Origin of the sequence: Halochromatium glycolicum, from assembly GCF_016584085.1 — a bacterium.
GTDB lineage: Bacteria > Pseudomonadota > Gammaproteobacteria > Chromatiales > Chromatiaceae > Lamprobacter > Lamprobacter glycolicus.
On record NZ_NRSJ01000024.1, the window covers coordinates 20730 to 44361 of the forward strand.

Genomic DNA, 23632 nt, shown 5'->3' on the forward strand with positions numbered 1-23632 from the left:
GGTTGATGATCCGCTTGGCCTTGCCGTCTGCTGGTCGGCGGGGCCGCCTCCTGTTCAATCTGGCGCGCTGATTTCCTCAAACGTCCAGGAGCTTCTATGGAATGGCTTGCAGGCAAGTCGCTCGACGAGACATTGCAGCTCGCGCAAGGCGATGTCCGCCGCGCTCCAGCCGATCCAAAGCCGCGAATCTTTCTTTTCCAGCTGCTGTGCGTGCTCGGAAGCTGGGACCGCGCTCTGACCCAGCTCCAAGTGATTGGTGAGCTCGATGCCGCGTCGTTGGCGATGGTGCATACCTATCGGGCGGCGATTGCCGCCGAAGAGACGCGGCGCGCGGTGTTCGCGGGGCGGATCCAACCGCTGATCCTCGGGCAGCCCGAGCGCTGGATCGCCCTCATGCTGGAGTCGCTGCGGGCGGGTGCCAAGGGTCAGCCCGAGCAGGTGCGAGCCCTGCGCGAGGAGGCGTTCGAGCTGGCACCGACAAGCCCGGGGCAGCTCGAAGCGGAGCAGGCACTCGCGTTCGATTGGCTCGCCGATGCTGATCCGCGGCTCGGCCCGATCACCGACGCTGTGATCGACGGCAAATATTATTGGGTGCCCTTTTCGCGCATCGCCGAGCTGACGATCGAGGCGCCCAGCGACCTGAGGGATCTGGTCTGGACGCCGACTCACTTCCGGTGGCTAAATGGAGGCGAATCGTTCGGCCTCATACCAACCCGCTATCCTGGGTCTGATTCACAGGCCGATGATCGTATCAAGCGCTCGGCGCGCACTGAGTGGATACCTGATGGCGGCGACTACATTGGCGTTGGTCAGCGGGTCTTTGTGACCGATTCCGCCGAGGTGTCGATACTCGATCTGCGCTCTCTCAGCTTTACGTTGGAGGCGGACAATTAAGGATCAGGATATCGCCTCGGTTATTCTCCCTGCAGGTCTGTTCTCGCCATGCCGGAGCTATCTTTACAGGAGCGGCTGCAGCCCTCGCTGCTTGATCGACTCACCGACGACCATCCCGAGGAGCGGACAGAGCCGCCAGCTAACCACTTCCTGAGCGTGCAGCAGCTTCGGCGATTCGTGCAGCGGGATATCGGCTGGCTGTTCAATGCCTGTAATATGGAGAAGGCCGTCAGTGGCTATGACGAGGTTGAGCGCTCGGTTCTCAACTTCGGTATCCCCGACCTCGCCGGCTTCACCGTCTCCTCGCTCGACATTGGGGTGCTCGAGGCCGCGATTCGCACGGCGCTCGAGCGCTATGAGCCACGCCTGATCCGCCACAGTATCCGGCTACACGCCGAGCTCGATCCGGAATCGATGAATCACAATACACTGATCCTGCATATTGCTTGCGATCTGTGGGCCCAGCCTGCCCCGCTCGAACTGGTGCTGCGCACCGCGCTGGACTTCGAGAGCGGAAACGTCGCAGTGTCGGACGTATCGGCCCGGAGCTGACTCCGTGGACGCTCGGTTCCTCGACCTCTATAACCGGGAGCTGCGTTATATCCGGGAGATGAGCGGTGAGTTCGCTGCGCAGTTTCCGAAGGTTGCGTCCCGTCTTGGATTGGATGGCTTCGACTGCGCCGATCCCTACGTCGAACGGCTGCTCGAGGGATTCGCCTTCCTCGCTGCGCGGGTCGGGCTGAAGCTCGAAGCCGAATTCCCCCAGTTCACAAGCCATCTAATCGAGTCGGTCTATCCCCATTTCCTAGCGCCCACCCCGTCGATGGCCGTTGTCGAGCTCATGCCGGACGCCACCGAGGGCTCGCTTGTAGAAGGTTTCCCGGTGCCCCGGGGTACGCCGCTACGCAGTGCGCTGCGCAAGGGAGAAACGACCCCCTGCACCTATGTGACCGGTCATGACATCACCCTGTGGCCGATCCGTATCGAGCGCGCCGAGTACATTGGCTCTGCAAGCCTCCTTCCAGAAATCAGCGTTCCTGGTCAGTCGCCACCCCGCGCCGGTGTACGATTGCGTCTGTCAGTGACCGGCCATGCGAAGATCTCCGATCTCGCCCTGGATACGCTGGATCTGCATCTGACCGGCAGCGATGGCTTGCCGATGCGGCTGTACGAGTATCTGGTGGCGCGGACCATCGGCGTGGCAGGGCGCGCGGCGACGTCGTCGAAGAAGTCGGACTGGGTCGTCGCCGAGCCGCGGCGGTTGCAGCCGCTTGGGCTCTCGCCTGATGAGGCCTTACTGCCCGTGGACGGGCGCTGCTTCGATGGCTACCGGCTGTTGCACGAGTATTTCGCGTTTCCACAACGCTTCATGTTCCTGCGCGTCGGCAGCCTAAGGCGCCTCGTCCGACGCACACTCGGACCCTCAATCGATCTCGTGTTCCTGTTCGATCGCGCTGATCCCGCACTTGAGCAGGCGGTTTCGGCCGAGATGTTCCATCTCAATGCTACCCCGGTCATCAACCTGTTCCCGAAACGCATGGACCGGATTCACCTGAACGCAACCGAGCGGGAGTTTCATCTCGTTGCCGAACGCACACGACCAATGGATTTCGAGCTGTTCGCGGTCGAGCGGGTGCGGGGGTATGGGCGCGCGAAGGAGGCGGAGCGCGAGTTCCTCCCCTTCTACAGCGCGCGCCATTCGACCTTCCATTCGGCTCCCAACGCCTATTTCACAGTGAGGCGGGAGCAGCGTCTGCTCGCTTCTTGGCGCAAGGAGCGTAACATCGGACCCCGATCGAGTTATATCGGGTCTGAGGCATTCATTTCGCTGGTCGATCCCAACAATGCACCCTTCTCATCGGAACTGAAGCAGCTCGGCGTCGAGTCCCTCTGCACGAACCGGGACCTGCCACTGTCGCTTTCGCTGGGCTCAGGCTCGACCGATTTCACCTGGGATTTCAGTGGGCCAGTCGAGTCGATTCGCTGCATCTCGGGTCCGAGCCGTCCGCGGCCCGCTCCGCTCGAAGGCGAGGCGCATTGGCGGCTGATCAGCCATCTGTCACTCAATTACCTGTCGCTCGTCGATACCGATGGGGGCGATGCCGCTGCAGCGTTCCAAGAGATCCTGGGCCTCTATGGCTTTTTGAACGAGAGCCAGATACGCAAAGAGCTCGAAGGCATCAGACAGATCGATACCAAACCGATCCATCGCCGGGTCTTGCACCCTCAAGGGAGCTCCTTCGTCCGCGGTCTCGAGATCACGATCCTCGTCGACGAGGCCTTCTTCGAAGGTTCTGGCTGTTTCCTACTCGGCGCTGTACTGGAACAGTTCCTGAGCCGTCACGTCTCGATCAATTCCTTTACCGAAACCGTGATCAGAACGGTCGAGCGCGGCGAGATCATGCGCTGGCCTCGGCGCACTGGTCGGCGGCAGATGCTATGAGCGATTTGCCTAATCCTGAGCAGATCCACGGCTGGGATTTCTTCCAGGCGCTGCGAGTGCTCGACTGCCAGCATCCGGAGCTACCGCGCATTGGGACCTCGCGATGGGCGCGCGACGAGCCGATCCGACTCGGTCAGGATTGCTCAATGGCCTTTGCACCATCGGCGCTCAGCTCCCTCACCCAGCGCGATCAGGAGCACCGCCCACGCCTCGGGGTCGCCTTCCTTGGCCTGCTCGGGCCAAACGGACCGCTGCCGCTGCATCTGACCGACCATGCGCTCGAGCGAAAACAGCGCTTCAAGGATGAGACCTTTCTGCGTTTTCTGAATCTCTTCGAGCACCGTTTCCTCTCATTCTTTTATCAAGCCTGGGCCCGCTCACAACCGGCGGTTAGCTATGATCGCCCGGAACAGGATCGGTTCGGGGACTATATCGCCTCATTATCGGGATTGGGCCTCAGGTCACTGCGCGACCGCGACGAGATGCAGGATCACGTGAAGCTGCATTTCGCCGGTCTGTTGTTGGACGGCGCAAAACATCCGGAGGGCTTGGTTGCGATACTTCAAGGATACTTCGGTGTGCCGGCCGCCGTGGTGGAGCTGGTCGGAGAATGGCTGGACATCGCCAAGGATGAGCAGTGCCAACTGGGCTCGTCGGTCACAACCGGACTGCTCGGCGAAAACACCATCGTTGGCGCTGCGGTCTTTGAATGTCAGCACCGGTTTCGTATTCGGCTGGGGCCATTGGAGATCAGCGAGCTCGAAGGGTTTTTACCCGGACAGCCGGCAACGGCCGCGCTTCGCGCAACGGTAAGAAACTATATTGGCGATCAGTATCATTGGGATCTCCAATTGATTCTGAAACGGGACGCGATCCCGCAGACCCAATTGGGGGCCGCAACAGCCAGACTAGGGTGGACAACTTGGCTGGGACATTGGACCACAGCGCAGGATGCCGAGGATGTCATCATCGACCCGCATCGGCGGCCGGGATAGCTCGCTCGCGCGTGGTCAGTGTTCTGGGAACATCCTTTATTCGCCAATTCACATCAGGAGATCGGTCGTGCCAGAGATCAGTCGCTCCGCGCTGTTTTCCAAATTGAATACGGTGGCGTTCCAGAGCATCGAGAGTGCAACCGCATTCTGCAAGCTCAGGGGCAATCCTTATGTGGAGCTTGCTCATTGGTTCCATCAGCTGCTGCAGCTACAGGATTCGGATGTGCACCGGATCGTTGCGGCCTACGATTTGAATCTTGCGCACCTAGCCCGGGATCTGACCGCGGCCTTGGACCGTTTACCGCGTGGCGCTACCTCGATCTCGGACCTCTCCTCGCATGTTGAAGAGGCGGTCGAACGCGGCTGGGTCTACGCGACCCTGATGTTTCGGGACACGCAGGTCCGGAGCGGCTATCTGATCGTCGGCATCCTAAAGACGCCCGGACTGAGGAACGCATTGCCGGCGATGTCGCCAGAGTTCGACAAGATCAAGCTCGACGATCTTTGCGATCAATTCGCGGCCCGGGTAAAGGGCTCACCTGAGGATCAGCTCGGCGCGCGCGACGGTTCTAATGCCGCCGCCCCTGGCGAAGCCACCGGGGCGATCGCGGACGAGCGCCGGGACAAGCAACAAGCGCTCGAGCAGTTCTCCATTGATCTGACTGAGCGGGCCCGGCAAGGGGAGCTGGATGCCGTAGTGGGCCGCGACAACGAGATTCGTCAATTGGTGGATATCCTGATGCGGCGGCGTCAGAACAATCCTATCCTCACCGGCGAGGCTGGCGTCGGGAAGACCGCTGTGGTCGAGGGCTTCGCGGCCCGTATTGCCAACGGCGATGTGCCGCCGGCGCTCAAAGATGTTGCGCTGCGCGTGCTCGACGTCGGGCTGCTTCAGGCGGGCGCGAGCATGAAGGGGGAGTTCGAGCAACGCTTGCGTCAGGTGATCGACGAGGTGCAGGCGTCGCCGACGCCGATCATCCTTTTCATCGATGAGGCGCACACGCTGATCGGGGCCGGCGGCGCAGCGGGCACTGGTGATGCGGCGAATCTGCTCAAGCCGGCGTTGGCGCGCGGCACGCTGCGCACCATCGCCGCGACGACCTGGGCGGAGTACAAGAAATATATCGAAAAGGACCCGGCTTTGACGCGTCGTTTCCAGGTTGTTCATGTCAACGAGCCGGGTGAAGACCAGGCGGTGCTGATGATGCGCGGGGTGGTGACGGCGATGGAGCAACATCACCGCGTCCAAGTCCTCGATGAGGCGGTGGCTGCTGCGGTCAAGCTCTCGCATCGCTATATCCCAGCGCGCCAGCTACCGGACAAGTCTGTCAGTCTGCTCGACACTGCCTGCGCCCGGGTCGCCGTCAGTCAACATGCGGTTCCCGCCGCCGTCGAAGACAAACGCCGGAGCATCGAGGCACTGCGAACGGAGCTCGAGATCATCGAGCGCGAAGGCGCCATTGGGCTCGAGGTCGCTGACCGCCCCGCCCGGATCAACGCCCGGATCAACGAGGAGAGCGAGATACTCCGGGGGCTCGAGGCGCGTTGGACAGAGGAGCTGGCGCTCGTGGAGCGGATTCTTTCGCTTCGGGCCCGGCTGCGGGATGCTCAGGGCAAGGTCGATGAGGCGGTGCCGGAGATTACAACCGGGTCCAGCCCGCAAGCGGCCGGGGTGGATGCTGGTGGAACGGATGCCGGTGGAACGGATGCCGGTGAGGCCGGTGAGGATAACGCCGCGATGCTGAAGGAGCTGCGATCCCTGCAAGAGCAACTGCGCGCGCTACAAGGGGAGCGGCCGCTGATCCTGCCAAGCGTCGACGCCCAGGCTGTGGCGTCAGTGGTTGCGGATTGGACCGGCATTCCGGTCGGACGCATGGTCAAGAACGAGGTCGATGCGGTCATGAATCTCGCCGTGACCCTCGAGAAGCGAGTCATTGGCCAGCGCCATGCGCTAGAGATGATCACCCGCCGGGTGCAGACGTCGCGGGCGAATCTGGACAATCCGAACAAGCCCGTCGGTGTCTTCTTGCTGGCCGGCAGCTCCGGAGTTGGCAAGACCGAAACCGGATTGGCCCTGGCCGAGGCCCTGTATGGAGGTGAACAGAACATCATCTCGATCAACATGAGCGAGTTCCAGGAAGCCCATACCGTTTCGACACTCAAGGGCGCCCCCCCCGGCTATGTCGGCTATGGCGAAGGCGGTATTCTCACCGAGGCCGTGCGGCGACGCCCTTATAGCGTTGTGTTGCTCGACGAGGTCGAGAAGGCCCATGCCGACGTACACGAGATCTTCTTCCAGGTCTTCGATAAGGGGTGGATGGAGGATGCTGAAGGGCGCTACATCGACTTCCGCAATACGCTGATTCTGCTGACAACGAATGTCGGCACCGATCTGATCATGGGCATGTGTCGAGACCCAGAGCTGATGCCGGAGCCTGATGGCATCGCCGAAGCACTCCGGGAGCCATTACTCAAGGTCTTTCCGCCTGCGCTGCTCGGCCGGCTCGTTGTAATCCCATACTATCCGTTGAGCGACGACACGCTGACAGCGATCATCCGATTGCAGCTCGATCGTATCAAATATCGGGTGGAGGCGAATCATGGCGTTGACCTGCTTTATGATGAGGCAGTCGTCAATTTGATCGCGAGCCGTTGTCGTGAGGTCGATAGCGGCGCACGCATTGTGGATGCGATACTGACCAACACGCTGTTGCCACGGATCAGTCAAGAATTCCTCATGCGCCTGTCCCGTGATGAGCCCCTCGGAAAGGTTCAGCTGTCGGTCGAGGACGGCGAGTTCTGCTATGCCTTTTGAATTAGGCTTGGCGAACTGAGCGGAGAACGAGCCTTTGACCCGACACCTCATCCAAGCGACTGAGTCTTTGAGCACGCTTGCGGCGACGTATCAGCTCTCGGGCTGGCAGGGGCTTTATTTCGCTGCGGTCAATAGCGCCTTTCGACAGCAGTTCCCCGATCCTTGGGCCATACCGCAAGGCGCTGAGATCGCCATTCCCGAGTCAGCGCTCGAGCAACAGGCAGCGCTCAGCCTGCGACAAGCCCAGTTGGAAGGGCTTGAAAAGCAGGTCAACACGCTTGCGGACAAACAGCGCCAATTGCTGCTAGCTCCGTTCGGGACGACAGGACCCAGTGCGCCACAGGCGGTGATGAGCAGCGTCATCCATAGCGTTGTGTCCACCGCAACCGAAGCCATCAGCCTTCTGAAAGCGCCAGATTGGCGCTGCAGTCATCGCGACCACGATCTGCTCAGCGATGCGCTGCAACGGTGGGTGCTCGGTGATGCCGAGGCTGCAGCCTCCCTCCTTTCCCTACTTACCCGCGCGGCAAGGGGGGTACCTTGGTGCCTGCCCGCGACCAACGCCCAGGCCTGGTGTGATCCAAGCTGCCCGCTGTTCTGGGCCAAGCCGTTGATCCTCTCGCACCTCCCCAGCGCCTTCGCCGATGCGAGATGCCAGCGTGCCACGGTGAGCACGCTGCTGCGTGCTCACCAGTTAACGCTCACGCAGTTGATCCGCCAACTGCGCTTGCTGCGTACCGAGGTCATCATGGAAGCCAACCATCTCGGGAGACTGACCGATGGGAGACCCTAGCGACACGCCCACCCTGGTCTCCCCGGACGAGGCCGTCAGGGTGGCCCTTGCCTGGCACCGAGAAGGACGCTTCGCTGAGGCGGCGATCCTCTATCAGCGCACGCTCGAGGTCGAGCCAATGCACGCGGAAGCGCTGCATTTTCTAGGGATGTTGAGATATCAGCTCGGCGCCCCTGATGACGGTCTAGACTATGTCCGTCAAGCGGTGGCCGTCGCACCGCACTACGCCGAGGCCCAATGCAACCTCGGCAATATGCTCTACGAACGCAATGAGTTCGATGACGCCGAGGCCGCTTATCTCGCGGCGCTGGATTTGCAGCCGGCGCTCACCGATGCTTTGAACAATCTCGGGCTGCTGTCGAAACGTCGCGGCGATCCAGAGGCTGCAGAAGGCTGGCTCCGCCGAGCGATCGATCAAGCACCTGAGAATCCCACGGCTTATAGCAATCTCGCCCATCTGCTCGCCGATCGGGAGCGCTACGAGGAGGCTGAAACCCTACTCGAGCGCGCCATCGAGCTGGAGCCACAGTTTGCCGCGGCGCACCGTAACCTCGCCGATGTCTACCACGCTCAAGGCCGCCTGCCTGAAGCAACGGCTGCCTATCAACGCGCCGTCGAGCTCGGGGCGGACGGCCTCCTAGGCCTGGCGACGACGCTACGTAAACAAGGTCTGGTCGAAGAGGCCATCGCCGCGTTCCGAAAAGCCTGGCAGCTCGGCGCCCGCGATCCGAGCCTCTTCCACAGTCTGGGCAGCCTGCTCAGCGCGCAAGGCAAGCAGGCGGAAGCGGCCGATGTCTTCCAGCAATGGCTCACGTGGGACCCCGATAATCCGGTGGCAGCGCATATGTTATCGGCAAACACCGCTAACACTTCGCATCAATTGCCCTCACGGGCGCCAGATGACTATGTGGAAGCGATTTTCGACGGGTTCGCGCGGCATTTCGATCGTCGGTTGCAAAGCCTTGAGTATCGCGCGCCCGAATTGGTCGCCCGCGCATTAGTGGAGGACCGCGCAGACGTCACCGCGCTGCATATCCTTGATGCGGGCTGCGGCACCGGGCTGTGCGGGCCCTTGCTGCGCGACAGCGCCGCGGTCCTTGAGGGCGTTGATCTCTCGCGCGCGATGCTCGAGCGCGCCGAGCAGCGCGGTTGCTATGATCGGTTAGTGAAGGCCGAGTTGACCGCTTTCTTGGAGCAACACTCCGCTCGGTATGATGCCGTGGTTTCAGCCGACACGCTGGTCTATTTCGGCGATCTCGAGCACGCGCTGCGCGCCAGTGCGAGGGCGTTACGCGCCCAAGGGCGGCTCGTGTTCACCGTTGAGCAACTGGTTGCTACCAACGGCGCCGTTTATCGCCTGCAGGGCAATGGCCGCTACGCACACTCGGCGGCCTATATCCAGCGTGTCATCGAGCATACCGGTTTGCGGTTGCTGCGCAGTGACGAGGTCGTGCTACGGCTCGAAATGGCCAATCCGGTCGCCGGACTCCTGGTTGTCGCGGAGCGCTCGACGGCCCCCTATCCGCTACACCGCTAAAGTCGACGAAACCTATGGCCGAGCTTAGAAAGTCCGTCGCTACCCAACGATTCCGCTCGAGTGCAATCAATACGGTGCTCGGCGAGGACGTGCTGCTGCTGCAGCGCATGGTCGGCCAGGAATCGCTTGGGCGGCTGTTTGAATTCCAGCTCGATCTCCTCAGCACCGACGCCGAGCTCGACCTTGATGCCCTGCTCGGCACCAACGCGACGGTACGATACCAGCAGCCGAAAGGCGGCACACGCTATTTCAACGGCTTCGTCAGTGAATTTCGGTATGCCGGAGAACGCGGAAACTACGCCGCCTACGATATGGTATTACGGCCGTGGTTATGGTTCCTCACCCGGACAGGTGACTGCCGCATCTTTCAGCACAAAAGTATTCCTGACATTATTAAAGAACTGTTTCGGGAACATGGCCTAACCGATTACGAGGAGGCGTTGACTGGAGACTATAGTGAATGGGATTACTGCGTACAATACCGGGAAACCGACTTCAACTTTGTGAGCCGTCTGATGGAGCAGGAGGGAATCTACTATTTCTTCAAGCACGACAATGGCAGGCATGTACTTGTACTTGCCGACAGTTATGGTGCTCACGATCGTTATCCTAATTATGCTGAGATCTGCTGCAATCCCTCGAACCGGCCGATCCATACCGAGCATATTAGCTACCTCGACGTCCGCAAAAAGGTATTGCCGGGCGTTGTGGCATTGAATGACTTCAATTTTGAAAAGCCGAAAGCAGACTTGAAGGCAAAGGGGCCCAAGACACGGCCTCATACAAAATCTGATTTCGAGATCTATGATTATCCGGGGGATTATCGCGAACAAGACTTAGGGGATACTTACGCGCGGAAGCGCATCGAGGAGCTACAGTCGGAATACGAAGTCTCATCCGGACGCGGTAACGCTGCCGGGCTCGCGGTTGGCTATCTGTTCAATCTCAGGGACCACCCGCGTACACGCCAAAACCGAGAGCATCTCGTCACGAATGCCACCTACGAGATGTGGTCTGAAGAATTCGAGACGGGCTCCGGCCTCGGTGCCGGCGAGCAGCCATTTCTTGTCAGCTTCTCGACCATCGATGGCCAAGAACAGTTCCGTCCGATCCGCAGCACGCCGAAACCGATCATTAGTGGGCCACAAACGGCGACGGTGGTTGGTAAGGCTGGCGAAGAGATCTGGACCGACCGATATGGTCGGGTAAAGGTACAATTTCACTGGGATCGCTATGGCAGAAAGGATGAGAACAGCTCCTGCTGGATTCGAGTCTCGCAAGGCTGGGCGGGTAAGCAGTGGGGGGCGATTTATATCCCGCGGATTGGTCAGGAGGTCATTGTCGAGTTCTTGGAAGGCGACCCAGACCGGCCCATTATCACTGGCCGAGTCTACAACGCCGATGCCATGCCACCTTATGAACTGCCGGCGGAAAAGACAAAATCCACACTGAAAAGCTGCTCAAGCAAAGGTGGTGGTGGGTTCAATGAGATTCGCTTTGAGGACAAGAAAGGGGACGAGCAGATTTTTGTACATGGTGAGAGAAATCAAGACACCAGGATCAAAAACGACAGCTTTGAGTGGATCGGTAATAATAGGCACTTGATCGTTAAGAAAGACAGGTTCGAGAACATCGAGAACTGCACTCATCTCAAAGTGCAAGCGGACCAGATGGAGGAGGTGGAAGGGGGCAAGCACCAAAAGGTTCAGGGAGATCACAACCAGAAAGTTCAGGGTACACTTTCTGTGGCTGTCAAGGGTGACATCCAAGAAAAAACAGATAGGAAACATGCACTTGATGCGGGCATGGAAATCCACCTAAAGGCAGGGATGAATGTCGTCATCGAAGCTGGGACCCAGCTGACGCTTAAGGTGGGCGGCAACTTCATTGACATCAATTCCGCTGGCCTGTTTTTGAGCGGCTCGATGGTGATGATTAATAGCGGTGGGAGTGCCGGACGAGGATCGGGCGCTACACCGAATGCGCCGGACAGTCCTCAAGACGCCGAGGAAGCCGATCGAGCGGACGCCGGAGGCGTGACTGAAACGCAAGCCTCTCCGATCGAGGCCTCGGGGCCTCGCTCTTGGGACTCGACAACAGTGCGAGACTATTCGAATCCTCAAGCCCAATCCATGACTCAAGCGGCGCAGTCGGGGACACCATTCGTCGAGCTCAACCGCTAGTCCGTTGATCCTGGGCTGGTACTGGCCAACGGCTTCGATGCCGCGGTCCTTGTAGGCGGATACTTCTCGAGGCACCTTTGTATGCGCGAAGAAACCATCGCTGCAAACCATGAGCGACTCCGCGCTGCAGCCGGCGATGATTCGCAGCTGTACGCAGTCTTGGATGGTGCGGCGATGATCCCCGACATCGTTCAACGTCTTCGTCAGTACGCGATCAAGTCTGGTTGCTTGTTGCCTGGCGAGGTCGACTCCGAGCTGAGGCGGGTCGCACCTCACCTGGCCCACCTTAACGAGCAACCTGCGTTTCTTGAGTGGCTTTTGAAGGAAGGACTGGGCAAGCATTGGGGCGTGTTTTTGGTAACACCCGCAGCCTTTCAGACATTGCGTCAGCATCTGCAGACACCGTTGCATGTGTATTCGCCTGACAGCGAACCGCTGCTGTTTCGTTTCTACGACCCAAGGGTGCTACGCGCCTACTTGCCGACCTGTGAGGACCAACAACTTGCCCAGTTCTTCGGCCCGATCAGTTGTTTTCTGGCAGAACGCGACGATTCTATGATGCTGGAGATATTTGAGCTCCGGGAAGGGGCACTGCATCGTCGCTAAACAGTCCCGCAGGGATCTCGATGCTCGGCGACGGTTCGGCCTTGAAGCGATAACCCTCACCCTTGGAGGAGCATGACGATGGCGGGCAAGCCGGCCGCACGTACGACGGATGCAACGGCACATATGATGTCCCCATTAAGCCCTGGCCCGGGCAGCCCAAATGTACTCATTGGGTACTTGCCTGCTTGGCGAGGGCTTCCGCTAGCCTCAGCTGGCGCCTTGCAGGCAGCGAAAGCCGGTTCTCAGGCGCGGATCACCACTGCACAAGCGGCCACGGCCGCTGCTGCAGGCACGCCCGGTGGGCCTGCAGCCAAGGCGGCCGAAGAAAGCCTGAAACTAGCAGAAGCCGCAGCAATGGGGAGCCTGATCTCCAGTATGGCCGGGGGCGCCGACGTTCACGCCTGTCCAATGCCACTCCCAGCGCCACCACATGGTCCAGGCGTCGTGGTCAACGGCAGTATGACTGTTACCGTCAACAATCTCCCTGCTTGCCGTGTCGGCGACACCCTGGTCGAGGCACTTGGCCCCGCGAATAAGATCGTGAAAGGCTGCTTAACGGTCATGATCGGTTAGTTCGAACTGGGTGCCCTTGGACTCGGTCAGCCACCGTGCCTATTCCGCTGGCTGAACCGCCTTGGCCGTTGCAACAGGCTGCTTGATCGAGACTACCGCATGCCGGAAGACTACTGCACTGTATTGGGCTTCTCAGGCGAGGTGAGGCGATGAGGATAAGTCCAAATCAATGGGACTCACTGGCGAGCGTTGCGCCTGACGTCCTGGCGCACCGCTTGTTCGACATCCTCAACGAGCATGTACCCGAGAGCCTTGAGGATGACCGTGAGGTCACAGTCGACGCGATCGCCCAACAGATCAAACGGGCACGCGGGTACAGGCTAGAAAGCGAATACGAGGTGTCCGTTTACGTGCTCTGCGCCTTGTTACTGGGCGACGATTTTGATGAGCGTTTTCCCGAGGCCGGGAAGGTCTTGGCCCTCGACACCGCAGGACGCGACAAGGCTCAATGGCTGCGGAGCTGGACCGAAGTCGTGTTCACAACACTCAACGAATAGAGACCATAATCGTGCACTGGGGTAAGCTGTTTTCAGAAGCCTGGGCTCAAGCGTCCCCGTCGGCACGGGCCGCAGCACGGGGTTTACTAGGTGGCGGGCCTGCGCTCGCTGGACAGACTCCTGACGGTAACAAAGAGGCTCGCAATCCGACCAACGTGCCAACTGAAAAGATCGCCGCGTTGTTCAATGCGCTTTCGCGTGACCTCAGCCATACACCGACCGACTTCCGCGTCACCCGCACCAAGCGCTCCGTTCCGATAGAGGCGTTCTTCCGTCAAGAATTACATGGTCAAGGCGCGCCGTTCGATGGCTGGCTCAATTCCTTGATCGGCAGCGAAGCGGTCGATGTGACCTTTTCCGAAGAAAGCTTCTATCAGTGGACTGGCGGTCTAACGCTCGAGCAATCGCTCGCCGTTTACGAATGCGAAACCGGGAAGACTCTAACACGCGATCTTGTCGGCATCTTGTTTACCGATCCGGCCCAGGCACGAGCGATTCTGACCAGCGACCCGGACATTCATCTGCACTATCGGGCGATTTTGAACGGCAATGCGCCCTTGGATATCCGCGCCGCTCAAGAAACCGATGGCTGGCTTGAGCGAACAACCACGACGCCTCTAACCCACGATTCGGTTCCGATTGGATATCGAAGGTTTGTCGCAAAGGATGGCCATCGTGAGATTATGTTCAAGCCCGACGGCACCTTAGATGCCCGGTCAGCATTCCATGGGACGTTCAATTTCTTTAGTCCGCATGCATTCCCGTTGACCCACATCGCTGTGGACGTGGGGCCCTATCTGACCCATGTTAAGTCCTGATTCTGCGGAATCACCACCGGCTTACGTACGTACCATCCGCCGCCCCCAATTAGATGCCGCCATGTCTCGCAAGCCTGAGGATACCACCATTGCGCGTTTGGAAGATGCCAGCAAATGGCTCATTACAGAGGTCGTTGCAGAGCTCTATCAGGAGCCCAGACGAGGTGATCAAATCCAGTCAGCCTTGCTCGACCGTTTTAAATTAAGGTCATACAACAAGCCTGGATTAGACAGTGAAACTAGCTGGCCTCATTTTATCCCGTTCTCGAGGGGAATATACTACGACATCTCGGTCGTCGCGAGCGAGACCATCGGCCATGGCTACTTCGAGTACTGGTTTATTGCAGTCACCCAACAGGCATGGGTAGCGACCGCCAAGACTCAGTGTCGATTCATTGTCACGCAGGCGGAATCGAAGACGTCATACCGCGCCATTCTTAAGAATGAGGGGCGCTTTTTCGATCAGTACGACGTTGATGGACGAGCCGTTTTCAAGCTCTTTCCGGAAGCGGACCTCCGATTGAGGAGCCGCCTTACGCCTTGGCTTCTCCCGAGTTGTTTCGAAAACCGCCCGGACCTACTGGAAGAGGAGGTCAGCGTGCTCCAAGATGGAAGCTACGTGCTGCGCCCGATTTCCGCAGCCACTAGCGGTTAGCAGGTCAACGCCTGTCTGGCCAGCTGCCGATGGCTGCTATGCCTTAGGCCGCTTTCTGATTTTGCAGGCCGCGGGGTCATGCTGTTAGGGCTTTTTAAAGCAATGCTTCACGATCGAGTACGTCGCGGCTGAGGCATCGGCAATAGTGGCCGAACTGTGGGAAGCTGCTCCGTGATGCCTGCCCGCGCGAATAGGCTCGACCTGTTCGGACCTCGGCCGAGGTCATTGATTGGGCCGCATGCGCGAAAAGCTGCACTTCGTTCCAGCGGTGTGCGGCGATTCCGCTGATCCATGCCTGTGCTCCGGGGATCATTTCGAACGCTCGCGCGTAGAACGTGGCGAGAACGCAGAGCGCTTCCATCGCGTCCCGAAGATTAATGATGACAGCGTTTCCCTTGAGCATCCGCGCAGCGAGTGCCTCGATGCGCCGGGCGACTCCCAGCACGTTCGTCTCGCTTCCCAGGCAATGGCGGCCCGCATGGCTAAATCTTTGGTCAATTTCGGAGACGGATAACCACATAGCATCCTGTGAGTCAAACACCGTCCGGCTGATACTCCCGAGCAGAGATCCCAGCATGTTCCAGTCCGTGGCAGCGAGCTCCGATTGAGGCTGGCGCACCCCCATTCCAGCACGGTGCACGAGGCGCCAGCGCTCTTCTATTCGAGCGAAATACCGCTGCAGGAGGCCCACATACCCATCGATTTCGGCAAGAAACCGAACTGCGGCTTTCGCCGATACTACATCACCCTCTTGCCAAACGGTTGCGGGCCGCCCCACGATTGCTGCAAAGGCAGTAGGCTGATCAAAGCCAACGCTCTGATAGGTCTCGAGCTTGTTGTTTTGCCACTGATATGGGGCTTGGTGGCCATTCTGCACCTTCAAGGCAATCGCATGGTAGATCGCCCCTCGTAGGTCATCGCATTCGCGATGGCCGGAGCCGTTTTGGGCTGCCGCTTCTAAGGTTTGCGTCATGCGCTCACGCATCTTGGGGTCGCTGCAGCGTGCGATACCCTGCCGGAATGCATAGAAAAGCGCGAAAGCGTAATTGAGAAAGCTTAGCTCTTTGATACGATTCTCAAGGACTGAGCCCTTGACGTCAATTGGCCTCAGTTGGACCTTCAGATCGCCACGCCAATGCAGATCGAATAGTCTTTCCAACAGTGCTCACCATTGCATTAACTAGAAACAGCAGTTGACCGCTTCCCATAGGAACGACCGTTTGAGGGAAGTTGGCTTCTAAGCGACTCTCAAGCTGCCCTTCTGGTGCAGGGCGCTACGGTCTCTAGGGCACACCCCGCGCGGCGCCCCGCTGCGTTAGTGCGCATTGGAATAGCATGGCTATGCCGTCTCGTTGCGCCTTGCTGGCTTGTTTGCGAGCTGGCACGCGGAACGCACCCTGATGGCCGTGCAACTGCCGCTTCTAAACCGCGTCCAGAGACAGAAACGTCATTTTTCCGCATTAGGCGCGGTCAAAACTGCACATCCCAAACTGGACGCAGTGTAGTCAAAGAAGCAACAGGCTATTTTTGCACAACGCCGACCACGCGCTGGTCATCGACCACGACGAGCAGCGTGATCTCGTGCCTGGCCATCAGTTCAAGGGCTGCACTCATATTGCTGTCTACACCGATCGTCACCGGGTCGGGCGTCATCAAATCCTCCGCTGTTGCCGAGAAGAAGCCGGACTGACGTACCTGCAGGGCGCGACGGAGGTCGCCATCAGTGATGATGCCGCGGACATTGCCCAGTGCGCCGGTGACGAGTGCAATCCCGAGCCCTCCCTCGCTGATAACAGCAAGCACAGACTCGGCAGCGGCATCTCCGGCAACAAATGGGAGCTTCCAGCTGCGCATCTCGTCACGCACCCGCTGCAGCAGCCGGCGCCCAAGGCTACCACCGGGATGGAAACGCGCAAAATGGTGGGCCTGGAAGTTCCGCGCCTTCATCAGCGCGACGGCCAGCGCGTCGCCCATCGCCAGGGTGGCTGTCGTCGAAGCGGTGGGCGCGAGCTGCAGCGGGCAGGCCTCGCGCTCCACAGCCACCGACAGATGCAGGCTGCTGTGCTGTGCGAGGGTGGAGCCGGCGTTGCCGGTGAGCGCAATGATGGCGTTGCCGTTGTCGCGCAGGAACGGTAGCAGCTTGACCAGCTCTTCGGTCTCTCCGGAGTTGGAGAGCGCAACGAAGACATCATCCGGTGTCACCATGCCGAGGTCGCCATGGAAGGCCTCGCCCGGGTGCATGAAGAACGCCGGGGTGCCGGTGCTGGCGAGGGTCGCGGCGATCTTCTTGCCGATGATGCCGGACTTGCCCATGCCGCAGACGACGACGCGGCCGCTGGCGGCGAGGATGCGCTCGACGACATCGGCGAAGCGGCCGTCGAGGTTGGCCTCGAGATCGGCGATCGCGCGGGCCTCGATGCGCAGCACCTCGCGCGCGACAGCAGCGTGGTCCGCTTGTGGCGACATCGCTCAGAAACGGGGGTCGAGGTTCTTGACCTTGCGGCGGAAGTCGCGCGTGACGGCGTCGATGTCGCTGTCGCCGGCGATCACGCGCGGGGTCAGGACGACGACGAGCTCGGTGCGGCGTGCATCCCTGCTGGTCTGCCCGAAGAGCGGGCCGATGATCGGCGCCCGGTAGAGACCCGGCACACCGGACTTGCCACCGGAGCTCTCATCCTCGATCAGGCCGCCGAGGACGACCGCTTGACCGGAGCGCACGGCGACGTTGCTCGTGATGTTCCGCGTGCGGAAGGAGGGGGCGTTATTGGTCTCGATCGATGCGGCATCGGGAATGACGGAGCTGACCTCCTGATCGATCTGCATCTGCACCAGGCCGCCCGGGGTGACCCGCGGTGTCACCGAGAGCTGGACGCCGGTCTTGCGGTATTCGATCTGGTTGATGATCCGATCGGTGACAGCGGTCCCTTGCTGCTGGGTCGTGGGAACCGGCACCTCGTCGCCGACCTGGATGTTGGCCTCTTGATTGTCCATGACCATCACCGATGGTGAAGAGAGCACGTTGACCAGGTTGTCTTCGGCCAGGGCCGATAGGGTCGCTCGGATCTCGCTCGGACGCAGCACGACCGACCAGTTGAAGCCCTGGAAATTCGGTACCGGTACGTTGGAGTCGTCTGTCGCGATCAATGATTGCCGGCTTTGGTAATCGTCGACGGCCGGCCCTTTGAAGCGCCATTGCACCCCATAGCGCAGGCTGCCGGTGAGCTGGATCTCGACGATCGTCGCTTCGACCAGGACCTGCAGCGGGACGATATCGAGCTCCTTGAGCGCGCTCAGGATGCGCTTATAGTCGCGCGGGCTGGAGCGCACCAGCAGCGAGTTGTTGGTGTTGTCGGCGACGATGCTGACCTCGGAGCTGAGGGTAAGCGAGCTGGCGGTCGCACCGCGGGAGCGCGCGCTGGACTGACCGCCAGCGGTACCCGCCTCGCCCTCGGCGCCGCCGATGGCGGCCTGATTCAGGCCGGGCGCCACGCCGCCGATGCTGCGCCGGCTGCGCGCGCCGCCTTCGTCCGAGAACAGCTTGGTGAGGATGTCGGCCAGGTTCTCGGCGTCACCGTGGCGCACCCGGTAGACATAGAGCCGGCGGGCGGCGTCACCGGATGCCTCGGCCAGGTCGAGCCGTTTGATCCAGTCCTCCATCCGCGCGAGGTAGCTCGGCTGCGGCGAGACCACGAGCAGGGCGTTGGCGGTCTCGACGGGGATGAACCGAAACAGCCCTTTCGCGGCGTCGACGCTCTCATCGGCGAGCAGCGTCTCGAGCTGGGTGACGACGTCCCCGACCTTCGCGTACTCCAGCGAGAAGAAGCCGACCGAGAGGCCTGCCATCCAGTCGACATCGAACATCTGGATGGTGTCCAGCATCGTGGTCATCTCGGGCCCGGTGCCGGCGACGACGATCAGATTGCGCAGCGTGTCGACGCGGACGATGCTGCCTTCGGGCGCGAGCGGCTCGAGGATGTTGGCGATCTCCTCGGCGCCGACATACTCGAGCGGGACCACCTGCACGGCGTAGCCTTCGGGTAGCGCCCGCTCGGAGCTGCCGAGCTGAGGCACGACGCGGCCCTGGACCGCGTTGGCGATCGGTACGACCTCATAGTTGCCACCGCGCCTGACGAGAGCGGCATTGTTCATGCGCAGCAGGGTCTCGAGGGTGGGAAGCAGCAGATCGCGGCTGATCGGGCTGGCGGTGGTCAGCGAGGCCGTCCCTTGAACCGCTGGGTGCAGCGTGTAGTTCAGCTCGAGCACATCACCGAGGATGATCTTGACCACCTCGCGGATATCGGTGTTGTCGAAGTTGAGGGTGACATCGGCGCCCTGGATGTCCGGCGCTGACGAGCGCGGTGCGCGCACCGGCCGGACAAAGGTGCCGGTGCCGGTTTGGATCGAGTCCTCAGGCTCACCGACCCGATCGTCCTCCAGCTGAATGCCCCTGTCCTCGCGAAACGAGCGGAAGGGCTCCGAGTCCGACCCGTCCGCGAGCCGGTGACCTTCGGCGCTGCCGACCTTCTCGGTGGGGTCCCAGACCAGGCTGCTGCACCCCAGCTGCAGGAGGCACAGCACCAGCACGAGCAGCAGGCGCCGAGCAGCCGAGGCTCTCGGCCGGGCGCTGGCGAGCGCACCGGGCCAATGGTATTGCAAGCGAGCGGAGAACCGCTGGTTATCGATCATCATCGGCGCCGGAGTTCTGCGATGCAGGGGCAGGCTTCCGTGGCGTTCGCGCGGGCGGACGTCTGGCCTCGCGGCGTTGCGTCGGCGGCGAACGCCGGACTGGGGGTGCATTGAAGTCGTTCAATTCTAGCGTTTCGCTTTGCCCCTGTCGCTCGAAACGCACCCGATCCGGCTCGATCGCGGTGATCACCCAGCCTTCGTAGTCGTCACCCCGGCGTTTCTTGACCAATTCGTTCCGTTGGGCCGGGGGGACGAGCCAGACCGTTGCGAGAGTCGGACTCTGGATCAGGATGGCATTGACATCGAGCCCTGCGAGCTCCTCGGCGGTCGCTGCATCGGCGTCTACAACGGGAGCCGGCTCATCCGATGGCGGACGTCGGTCCGGGCTGAACAGCGGTCTCTCGGCGACCGAGAGATAGTCCTCGGCCGTCCGGGTGTCATCCAATGCGATCGATGGCCGCGCGGGCGGCTCGGGCAAGTCGAGGGTACCGGAGGCTGGCGCCGGAGGCGGTGCCGGGGGCCAGCCTCGCCATTGCAGCGCCGCCGCCAACGCAAGCAGGACGATGAGCGAGATCAGCACAGACCTCATGAGGCGCTCCCCAGCGAATAGCCGAAGATATCCAGGCGCACGGTCAGTTGGTCTTCTGGCGTCGCGCTCGGCGCCCCACGCGAGCGCCCGCGGGTGACACGCCGGACCCGCCGGGTGCTGGCGCGGATGGACATCTGATCAACGAACAAGAACGGCCGCGCCTCCTCGAGCCGGAACAGCAGGTCGAGCAACTGGTCGGTCTGGGCCTGGATCTGGACACGCAGCCGCACGCGGGGCGGCGAGTCGGCCTCCTGGGTCGGCAGGATCTGGGCGCTGATCGGGCGGGCGTCGACGGCGCGGATCATCTCTTGCACGCGGCGCTGCAGGGCGGCGCCGGCGAGCGCCGGGGTCGCCTCATCGAAGGAGAAGGCCTTGAAGTCGTCATTCGTCCGCTCGCGGGCGAGCTCCTCGCGCAGCACGGGCAGGGTGGCGACGACGCGCTGATACCGCTGTATCTGGTCACGATCGTCAGCGATGCGCCGCGAGAGGTCGTCTAGCTCGCCCCACCAGGGTAGGCCGATGGCCGCGACCAGGGTCAGCGGCAACAGCAGCAGCAGGGCCCAAGCGATCAGACAGTGCGTTGGAGCGGCCGATTCGGACGGGCTCATGGGGATGGGCTCATGGGGATGGGCTCATGGGGATGGGCTCAGGGAGAGGGCCTTTGGTAGTCGAAGGCGATGTGGAAGCGCTCGTTGCCGGAGCTGGCGATCTGCATCACCGGTGAGCGGAAGGTCACGTTGCTGATACCAGGACCGTTCTCGAGCAGCGCGATCAGGGCCGTCGCCTGGGTCGATTCGCCACGGATATCGACCTCGCCATCGCGGTAGTTGAGGGTCTGCACCCAGGTACCGTCCGGGAGCAGATCGGTGAGCTCGCGCAGCAGATCGGTCATCCTCGGCGCTTCGGCCTTGCGCTGCAGCACCGCGACACTGCCCACGCGCGCCTGTTCGAGCTCCTCGCGGACCCGGGTGACCTCGGTCGCCCGGCCGCGCAGCTCTCGGAGCCGGTTCTCGAGGTCCTGGTGGATCTGCTGCCGCTGCCACAGCGGCGAGACCAACAGGATCAGCACGAGCAGCAGCGCGATCCCGCCAAGCGCGGCGTTGATGAGCAGGCCCAGGCGCCGCCGCCGCGGGCGCTCGGCGGGCGGCAGCAGATTGGCGCCGGCCCAAGTGCCTGACCAGGTCAAGCGATCCGCTGGGGCCTCGATGCGGCGCAGATACTCGAGCCAGCCGCGCGTCTGATCACGGCGGCAGATCGCCAGCTCGACGTCGAGCTGCTTGCCAGCGCCTTGCTCACCCAGGATGCGGGCGTCGAAGTAGACATCGTCGCGGCTGAACGGGGTGAGCCGGTCGATCTCGTAACCGAGGACGGTGCGGAGCTGGTCGCGGACCTGGGCCGGGAGTCTCAATCTGCGGATCAGGACCGCGTCGGCGGGCAGCTCGAGCAGGGTCTCGACCCAGGCCGGGCGCTGCCGCTCAGCGGCTTGACCCGGCAACTGCTCGGCGCGAATGTCCAGCGCGAGATCCCCGAGCTGCTGGCGGTGACCGCCCGTGTCACGCATCACACGCGCCTGGGTGCCATCGACCTCGATGACGCGGCGAGGACGTCGCTCGGCGATCCAGTTGCGCAGCCGCGGCGGGAAGCACTGCGACAGCTGCTGTAGCCAGCCCTGCAGGCGAGCGAGGAGGCGACCGTTGGATGGGAGGCGCAGGGCGTCTAGCCGGGGGGTCAGCGACATCGGAGGGTGCGCGGGCTGTGTTGCATGGCATCGGATGATCCGACCCTGAAGAGGGCGGATCAGGAACCCTCAGTATAGTCAGCCGCGGGGTCCGGCGGGCTGCCGAGACCATCGCGCCGCCAGAGGATCTGGAATGGTCGGCCGCGCTCGCCGGGAACGCGCAGCAATGCCTGCATGGTCCGACCGCCGTCAGCGCCGCCTTGGCTGACCTGCGCCCGGTAGAGCGGGCCGCCGCGGTCGGCAGGGGTTGCGGCCTGCATGGCCTCATCGAAGAGCGGCTGGTCGCGCTCGCGCACGAGCTGGCGCGCGTTCTCGAGCAGGAGTCCCTGGGTGACGGCCAATACCTCGGCGCTCGCATAGGTCGTCGAGACGCGCTGCCCGGTGTCGGCCACGGTCAGATGGGGCGCGAGGCGGCGGTAGAGCGCCGGCGTCATACCGAGCACCTGCTGGAGCTCATCGACACTGCGAAAGGGTCCGTCGCGCGCGCCGAAAGGGCGCTCAGCGGCGAAGTAATCCGGGTCCTCGGCGCCGTTCAGGCGCACGAGGTCATCGGGATCACGCCAGTCGAGGATCGCATCGGCGAGCTGGTCGCGCTGGACCTCGTCGAAGCCTTCCTCTCCCTGAGCGAGCTCGATCAAGGTCGCAAGCTGCTCCCGCGGGATGCTGTTCAGGTTGAGCCGGGCGGCTTCGTCGAACAGGCGCAGCTCGAGACGCGCCCCGCCGAGCTGAAGTTGCCGAGGCTCACCATCCGGCACCCAGACGGTGCTCGAATCCTCGGGTGCCAGGAATGGGGTGCTCAGCAGGTTCAGCGCGACCAGATTCAGCACCGCATCGGCCTGGGCGCGAAACCGGGCGGCATCGATCTGGTTGGCGGTCAGCGCCGACTGGGTGCGCTGGGTTGTGGTGAGGCTGAGCGCCATCACGGTCAGCAACGCGAGCACCCACATCACCAGCACCAAGGCGATCCCGCGCTGGCGGCAAGGGTCAGCGCAGCGATTCGGTTGCATCACTCGCGAGGCTCAGGTCCAACGCGATCAGCGCCGCCGGCCAGGACTGGACCGGCGTCGTCAGATCGATCGCAACGGCGGACGGCGGTTCGCGCTGGTCGAGCCACGCTTCATGCCAGGCCGGCTCGGTGTCGCCTTCGATCCGGCCGAAGTAGTCGAGACGGAAGCGCTGAACCGCCGGGAGCAGCACGGTGCGGCCTTGGGCGCCGGCCGCGAGGTCTTGGTCGAACGGCCCCGCATCGAGCGCGGAGGCGCCGGTCTCGAGCAAGGGCTCCCATGGTGGGAAGTCGTCGCCGCCCTCGAGGATCTCAGGGTGCAACAGCCAGCGGCTCAGGACCAGGCGCGGCGCGCCCTCGGTCTCCTCCAGGTTCAGCCTGAGGATGTAGAGCCCCGGAATGCCGACATGTTCGGACAGCGGCGCGACCCATTCGATCGCCTGTGGCTCACCGGCGAAGACCGGCTGCTCGACGCCATCGACGACGACGGTCTCCGGGCGCTGCTGGCGCAGGCTCCGGGCGATGAATTGGCGCGCGACACGGAGGTCGGCGACCCGCTCTGAGGTCGTCTCGACCGCCTCCCAGCCGCGTGACCCAAGGCGCAGTCCCGAGAACAGCAGGATGGTGATGATGCCGATCAGGGCGAGGGCGATCAGCAGCTCGACCAGCGTGAAGCCGCGCGCGTGCGCGGGACACGGCGGCACAGGTCCCGAGAAGGCAGGCCCGGGCAAGGAACCAGTGTCTAAAGACCGGTTGGCGCCTGTCCGCGAATGGGCTCCCAATTCCGAGAACACCGGCCGCGGCAGC

The 23632-nt window shown here is 62.0% G+C and carries 21 protein-coding genes; 13 read left to right on the forward strand and 8 right to left on the reverse strand.

Going from position 1 to position 23632, the window contains the following annotated elements; genetic code table 11:
* Nucleotides 1-96 precede the first annotated feature (96 nt).
* From CKO40_RS13630 to CKO40_RS13690, 13 genes are all read left to right on the forward strand, one after another.
* The gene (locus CKO40_RS13630) at nucleotides 97-894 is read left to right on the forward strand and encodes a type VI secretion system accessory protein TagJ (protein WP_200346778.1); all 798 of its coding nucleotides are present in this window, start codon (nucleotides 97-99) and stop codon (nucleotides 892-894) included.
* Nucleotides 895-942: 48 nt separating this feature from the next.
* The gene (tssE, locus tag CKO40_RS13635) at nucleotides 943-1446 is read left to right on the forward strand and encodes a type VI secretion system baseplate subunit TssE (protein WP_200346779.1); all 504 of its coding nucleotides are present in this window, start codon (nucleotides 943-945) and stop codon (nucleotides 1444-1446) included.
* Nucleotides 1447-1450: 4 nt separating this feature from the next.
* Nucleotides 1451-3337, forward strand: a complete 1887-nt coding sequence (gene tssF, locus CKO40_RS13640; RefSeq protein WP_200346780.1) for a type VI secretion system baseplate subunit TssF — start codon at nucleotides 1451-1453, stop codon at nucleotides 3335-3337.
* Nucleotides 3334-4332 (forward strand): type VI secretion system baseplate subunit TssG, encoded by a 999-nt coding sequence (gene tssG / locus CKO40_RS13645; protein WP_200346781.1) that lies wholly within the window; start codon nucleotides 3334-3336, stop codon nucleotides 4330-4332. The genes tssF and tssG overlap by 4 nt, the downstream gene beginning before the upstream one ends.
* A 67-nt stretch (nucleotides 4333-4399) precedes the next feature.
* Nucleotides 4400-7147: a type VI secretion system ATPase TssH gene (gene tssH / locus CKO40_RS13650; protein WP_200346782.1), complete on the forward strand. Its 2748-nt coding sequence runs from the start codon at nucleotides 4400-4402 to the stop codon at nucleotides 7145-7147.
* A 34-nt stretch (nucleotides 7148-7181) separates the two neighbouring features.
* On the forward strand, nucleotides 7182-7940 hold the full coding sequence (locus CKO40_RS13655; RefSeq protein ID WP_200346783.1) for a hypothetical protein: 759 nt from the start codon (nucleotides 7182-7184) through the stop codon (nucleotides 7938-7940).
* Nucleotides 7927-9477, forward strand: coding sequence for a tetratricopeptide repeat protein (locus CKO40_RS13660; protein WP_200346784.1), 1551 nt, complete (start codon nucleotides 7927-7929; stop codon nucleotides 9475-9477). The genes CKO40_RS13655 and CKO40_RS13660 overlap by 14 nt, the downstream gene beginning before the upstream one ends.
* Nucleotides 9478-9491: 14 nt before the next feature.
* Nucleotides 9492-11660, forward strand: coding sequence for a type VI secretion system Vgr family protein (locus CKO40_RS13665; protein ID WP_200346785.1), 2169 nt, complete (start codon nucleotides 9492-9494; stop codon nucleotides 11658-11660).
* 81 nt (nucleotides 11661-11741) lie between these two features.
* Nucleotides 11742-12266 carry a DUF4123 domain-containing protein gene (locus tag CKO40_RS13670; protein ID WP_200346786.1) on the forward strand — a complete coding sequence of 175 codons (525 nt, stop codon included), beginning with the start codon at nucleotides 11742-11744 and terminating at the stop codon, nucleotides 12264-12266.
* A gap of 408 nt (nucleotides 12267-12674) precedes the next feature.
* Nucleotides 12675-12839: a PAAR domain-containing protein gene (locus CKO40_RS25365; RefSeq protein WP_420827381.1), complete on the forward strand. Its 165-nt coding sequence runs from the start codon at nucleotides 12675-12677 to the stop codon at nucleotides 12837-12839.
* Between the two features lie 149 nt (nucleotides 12840-12988).
* Nucleotides 12989-13336, forward strand: coding sequence for a hypothetical protein (locus tag CKO40_RS13680; RefSeq protein WP_200346788.1), 348 nt, complete (start codon nucleotides 12989-12991; stop codon nucleotides 13334-13336).
* Nucleotides 13337-13347: 11 nt separating this feature from the next.
* The gene (locus CKO40_RS13685; RefSeq protein WP_200346789.1) at nucleotides 13348-14154 is read left to right on the forward strand and encodes a hypothetical protein; all 807 of its coding nucleotides are present in this window, start codon (nucleotides 13348-13350) and stop codon (nucleotides 14152-14154) included.
* Nucleotides 14141-14809, forward strand: coding sequence for a hypothetical protein (locus CKO40_RS13690; protein WP_200346790.1), 669 nt, complete (start codon nucleotides 14141-14143; stop codon nucleotides 14807-14809). The genes CKO40_RS13685 and CKO40_RS13690 overlap by 14 nt, the downstream gene beginning before the upstream one ends.
* A gap of 94 nt (nucleotides 14810-14903) precedes the next feature.
* Here the strand turns inward: CKO40_RS13690 and CKO40_RS13695 are convergent, their stop codons facing one another.
* The 8 genes from CKO40_RS13695 to CKO40_RS13730 all read right to left on the reverse strand — a co-directional run bounded on the left by CKO40_RS13695 (nucleotide 14904) and on the right by CKO40_RS13730 (nucleotide 23529).
* The gene (locus CKO40_RS13695) at nucleotides 14904-15968 is read right to left on the reverse strand and encodes a hypothetical protein (RefSeq protein ID WP_200346791.1); all 1065 of its coding nucleotides are present in this window, start codon (nucleotides 15966-15968) and stop codon (nucleotides 14904-14906) included.
* Between the two features lie 362 nt (nucleotides 15969-16330).
* Complete coding sequence (locus CKO40_RS13700) at nucleotides 16331-17275, reverse strand: KpsF/GutQ family sugar-phosphate isomerase (protein ID WP_200346792.1); 945 nt, start codon at nucleotides 17273-17275, stop codon at nucleotides 16331-16333.
* Nucleotides 17276-17278: 3 nt separating this feature from the next.
* Nucleotides 17279-19495: a type II secretion system secretin GspD gene (gspD, locus tag CKO40_RS13705; protein ID WP_200346819.1), complete on the reverse strand. Its 2217-nt coding sequence runs from the start codon at nucleotides 19493-19495 to the stop codon at nucleotides 17279-17281.
* Nucleotides 19485-20084, reverse strand: coding sequence for a hypothetical protein (locus CKO40_RS13710; protein ID WP_200346793.1), 600 nt, complete (start codon nucleotides 20082-20084; stop codon nucleotides 19485-19487). The genes gspD and CKO40_RS13710 overlap by 11 nt, the downstream gene beginning before the upstream one ends.
* Nucleotides 20081-20692 carry a type II secretion system protein GspM gene (gene gspM, locus CKO40_RS13715; protein ID WP_200346794.1) on the reverse strand — a complete coding sequence of 204 codons (612 nt, stop codon included), beginning with the start codon at nucleotides 20690-20692 and terminating at the stop codon, nucleotides 20081-20083. Before gspM ends, CKO40_RS13710 begins: the two co-directional genes overlap by 4 nt.
* A gap of 38 nt (nucleotides 20693-20730) precedes the next feature.
* Nucleotides 20731-21822, reverse strand: a complete 1092-nt coding sequence (locus CKO40_RS13720) for a PilN domain-containing protein (protein ID WP_200346795.1) — start codon at nucleotides 21820-21822, stop codon at nucleotides 20731-20733.
* A 59-nt stretch (nucleotides 21823-21881) separates the two neighbouring features.
* Nucleotides 21882-22829: a type II secretion system minor pseudopilin gene (locus CKO40_RS13725; RefSeq protein WP_200346796.1), complete on the reverse strand. Its 948-nt coding sequence runs from the start codon at nucleotides 22827-22829 to the stop codon at nucleotides 21882-21884.
* Complete coding sequence (locus CKO40_RS13730) at nucleotides 22807-23529, reverse strand: prepilin-type N-terminal cleavage/methylation domain-containing protein (protein WP_338074176.1); 723 nt, start codon at nucleotides 23527-23529, stop codon at nucleotides 22807-22809. The genes CKO40_RS13725 and CKO40_RS13730 overlap by 23 nt, the downstream gene beginning before the upstream one ends.
* Nucleotides 23530-23632 lie beyond the last annotated feature (103 nt).

Bases quoted from the DNA above. Each gene is read 5' to 3' on its own strand.
- CKO40_RS13630 (WP_200346778.1), top strand. From the start codon at position 97: ATGGAATGGCTTGCAGGCAAGTCGCTCGACGAGACATTGCAGCTCGCG.
- tssE (WP_200346779.1), top strand. From the start codon at position 943: ATGCCGGAGCTATCTTTACAGGAGCGGCTGCAGCCCTCGCTGCTTGAT.
- tssG (WP_200346781.1), top strand. From the start codon at position 3,334: ATGAGCGATTTGCCTAATCCTGAGCAGATCCACGGCTGGGATTTCTTC.
- CKO40_RS13660 (WP_200346784.1), top strand. From the start codon at position 7,927: ATGGGAGACCCTAGCGACACGCCCACCCTGGTCTCCCCGGACGAGGCC.
- CKO40_RS13665 (WP_200346785.1), top strand. From the start codon at position 9,492: ATGGCCGAGCTTAGAAAGTCCGTCGCTACCCAACGATTCCGCTCGAGT.
- CKO40_RS13670 (WP_200346786.1), top strand. From the start codon at position 11,742: ATGCGCGAAGAAACCATCGCTGCAAACCATGAGCGACTCCGCGCTGCA.
- CKO40_RS25365 (WP_420827381.1), top strand. From the start codon at position 12,675: ATGCCACTCCCAGCGCCACCACATGGTCCAGGCGTCGTGGTCAACGGC.
- CKO40_RS13680 (WP_200346788.1), top strand. From the start codon at position 12,989: ATGAGGATAAGTCCAAATCAATGGGACTCACTGGCGAGCGTTGCGCCT.
- CKO40_RS13690 (WP_200346790.1), top strand. From the start codon at position 14,141: ATGTTAAGTCCTGATTCTGCGGAATCACCACCGGCTTACGTACGTACC.
- CKO40_RS13700 (WP_200346792.1), bottom strand. From the start codon at position 17,275: ATGTCGCCACAAGCGGACCACGCTGCTGTCGCGCGCGAGGTGCTGCGC.
- gspD (WP_200346819.1), bottom strand. From the start codon at position 19,495: ATGATCGATAACCAGCGGTTCTCCGCTCGCTTGCAATACCATTGGCCC.
- CKO40_RS13710 (WP_200346793.1), bottom strand. From the start codon at position 20,084: ATGAGGTCTGTGCTGATCTCGCTCATCGTCCTGCTTGCGTTGGCGGCG.
- gspM (WP_200346794.1), bottom strand. From the start codon at position 20,692: ATGAGCCCGTCCGAATCGGCCGCTCCAACGCACTGTCTGATCGCTTGG.
- CKO40_RS13720 (WP_200346795.1), bottom strand. From the start codon at position 21,822: ATGTCGCTGACCCCCCGGCTAGACGCCCTGCGCCTCCCATCCAACGGT.
- CKO40_RS13725 (WP_200346796.1), bottom strand. From the start codon at position 22,829: ATGCAACCGAATCGCTGCGCTGACCCTTGCCGCCAGCGCGGGATCGCC.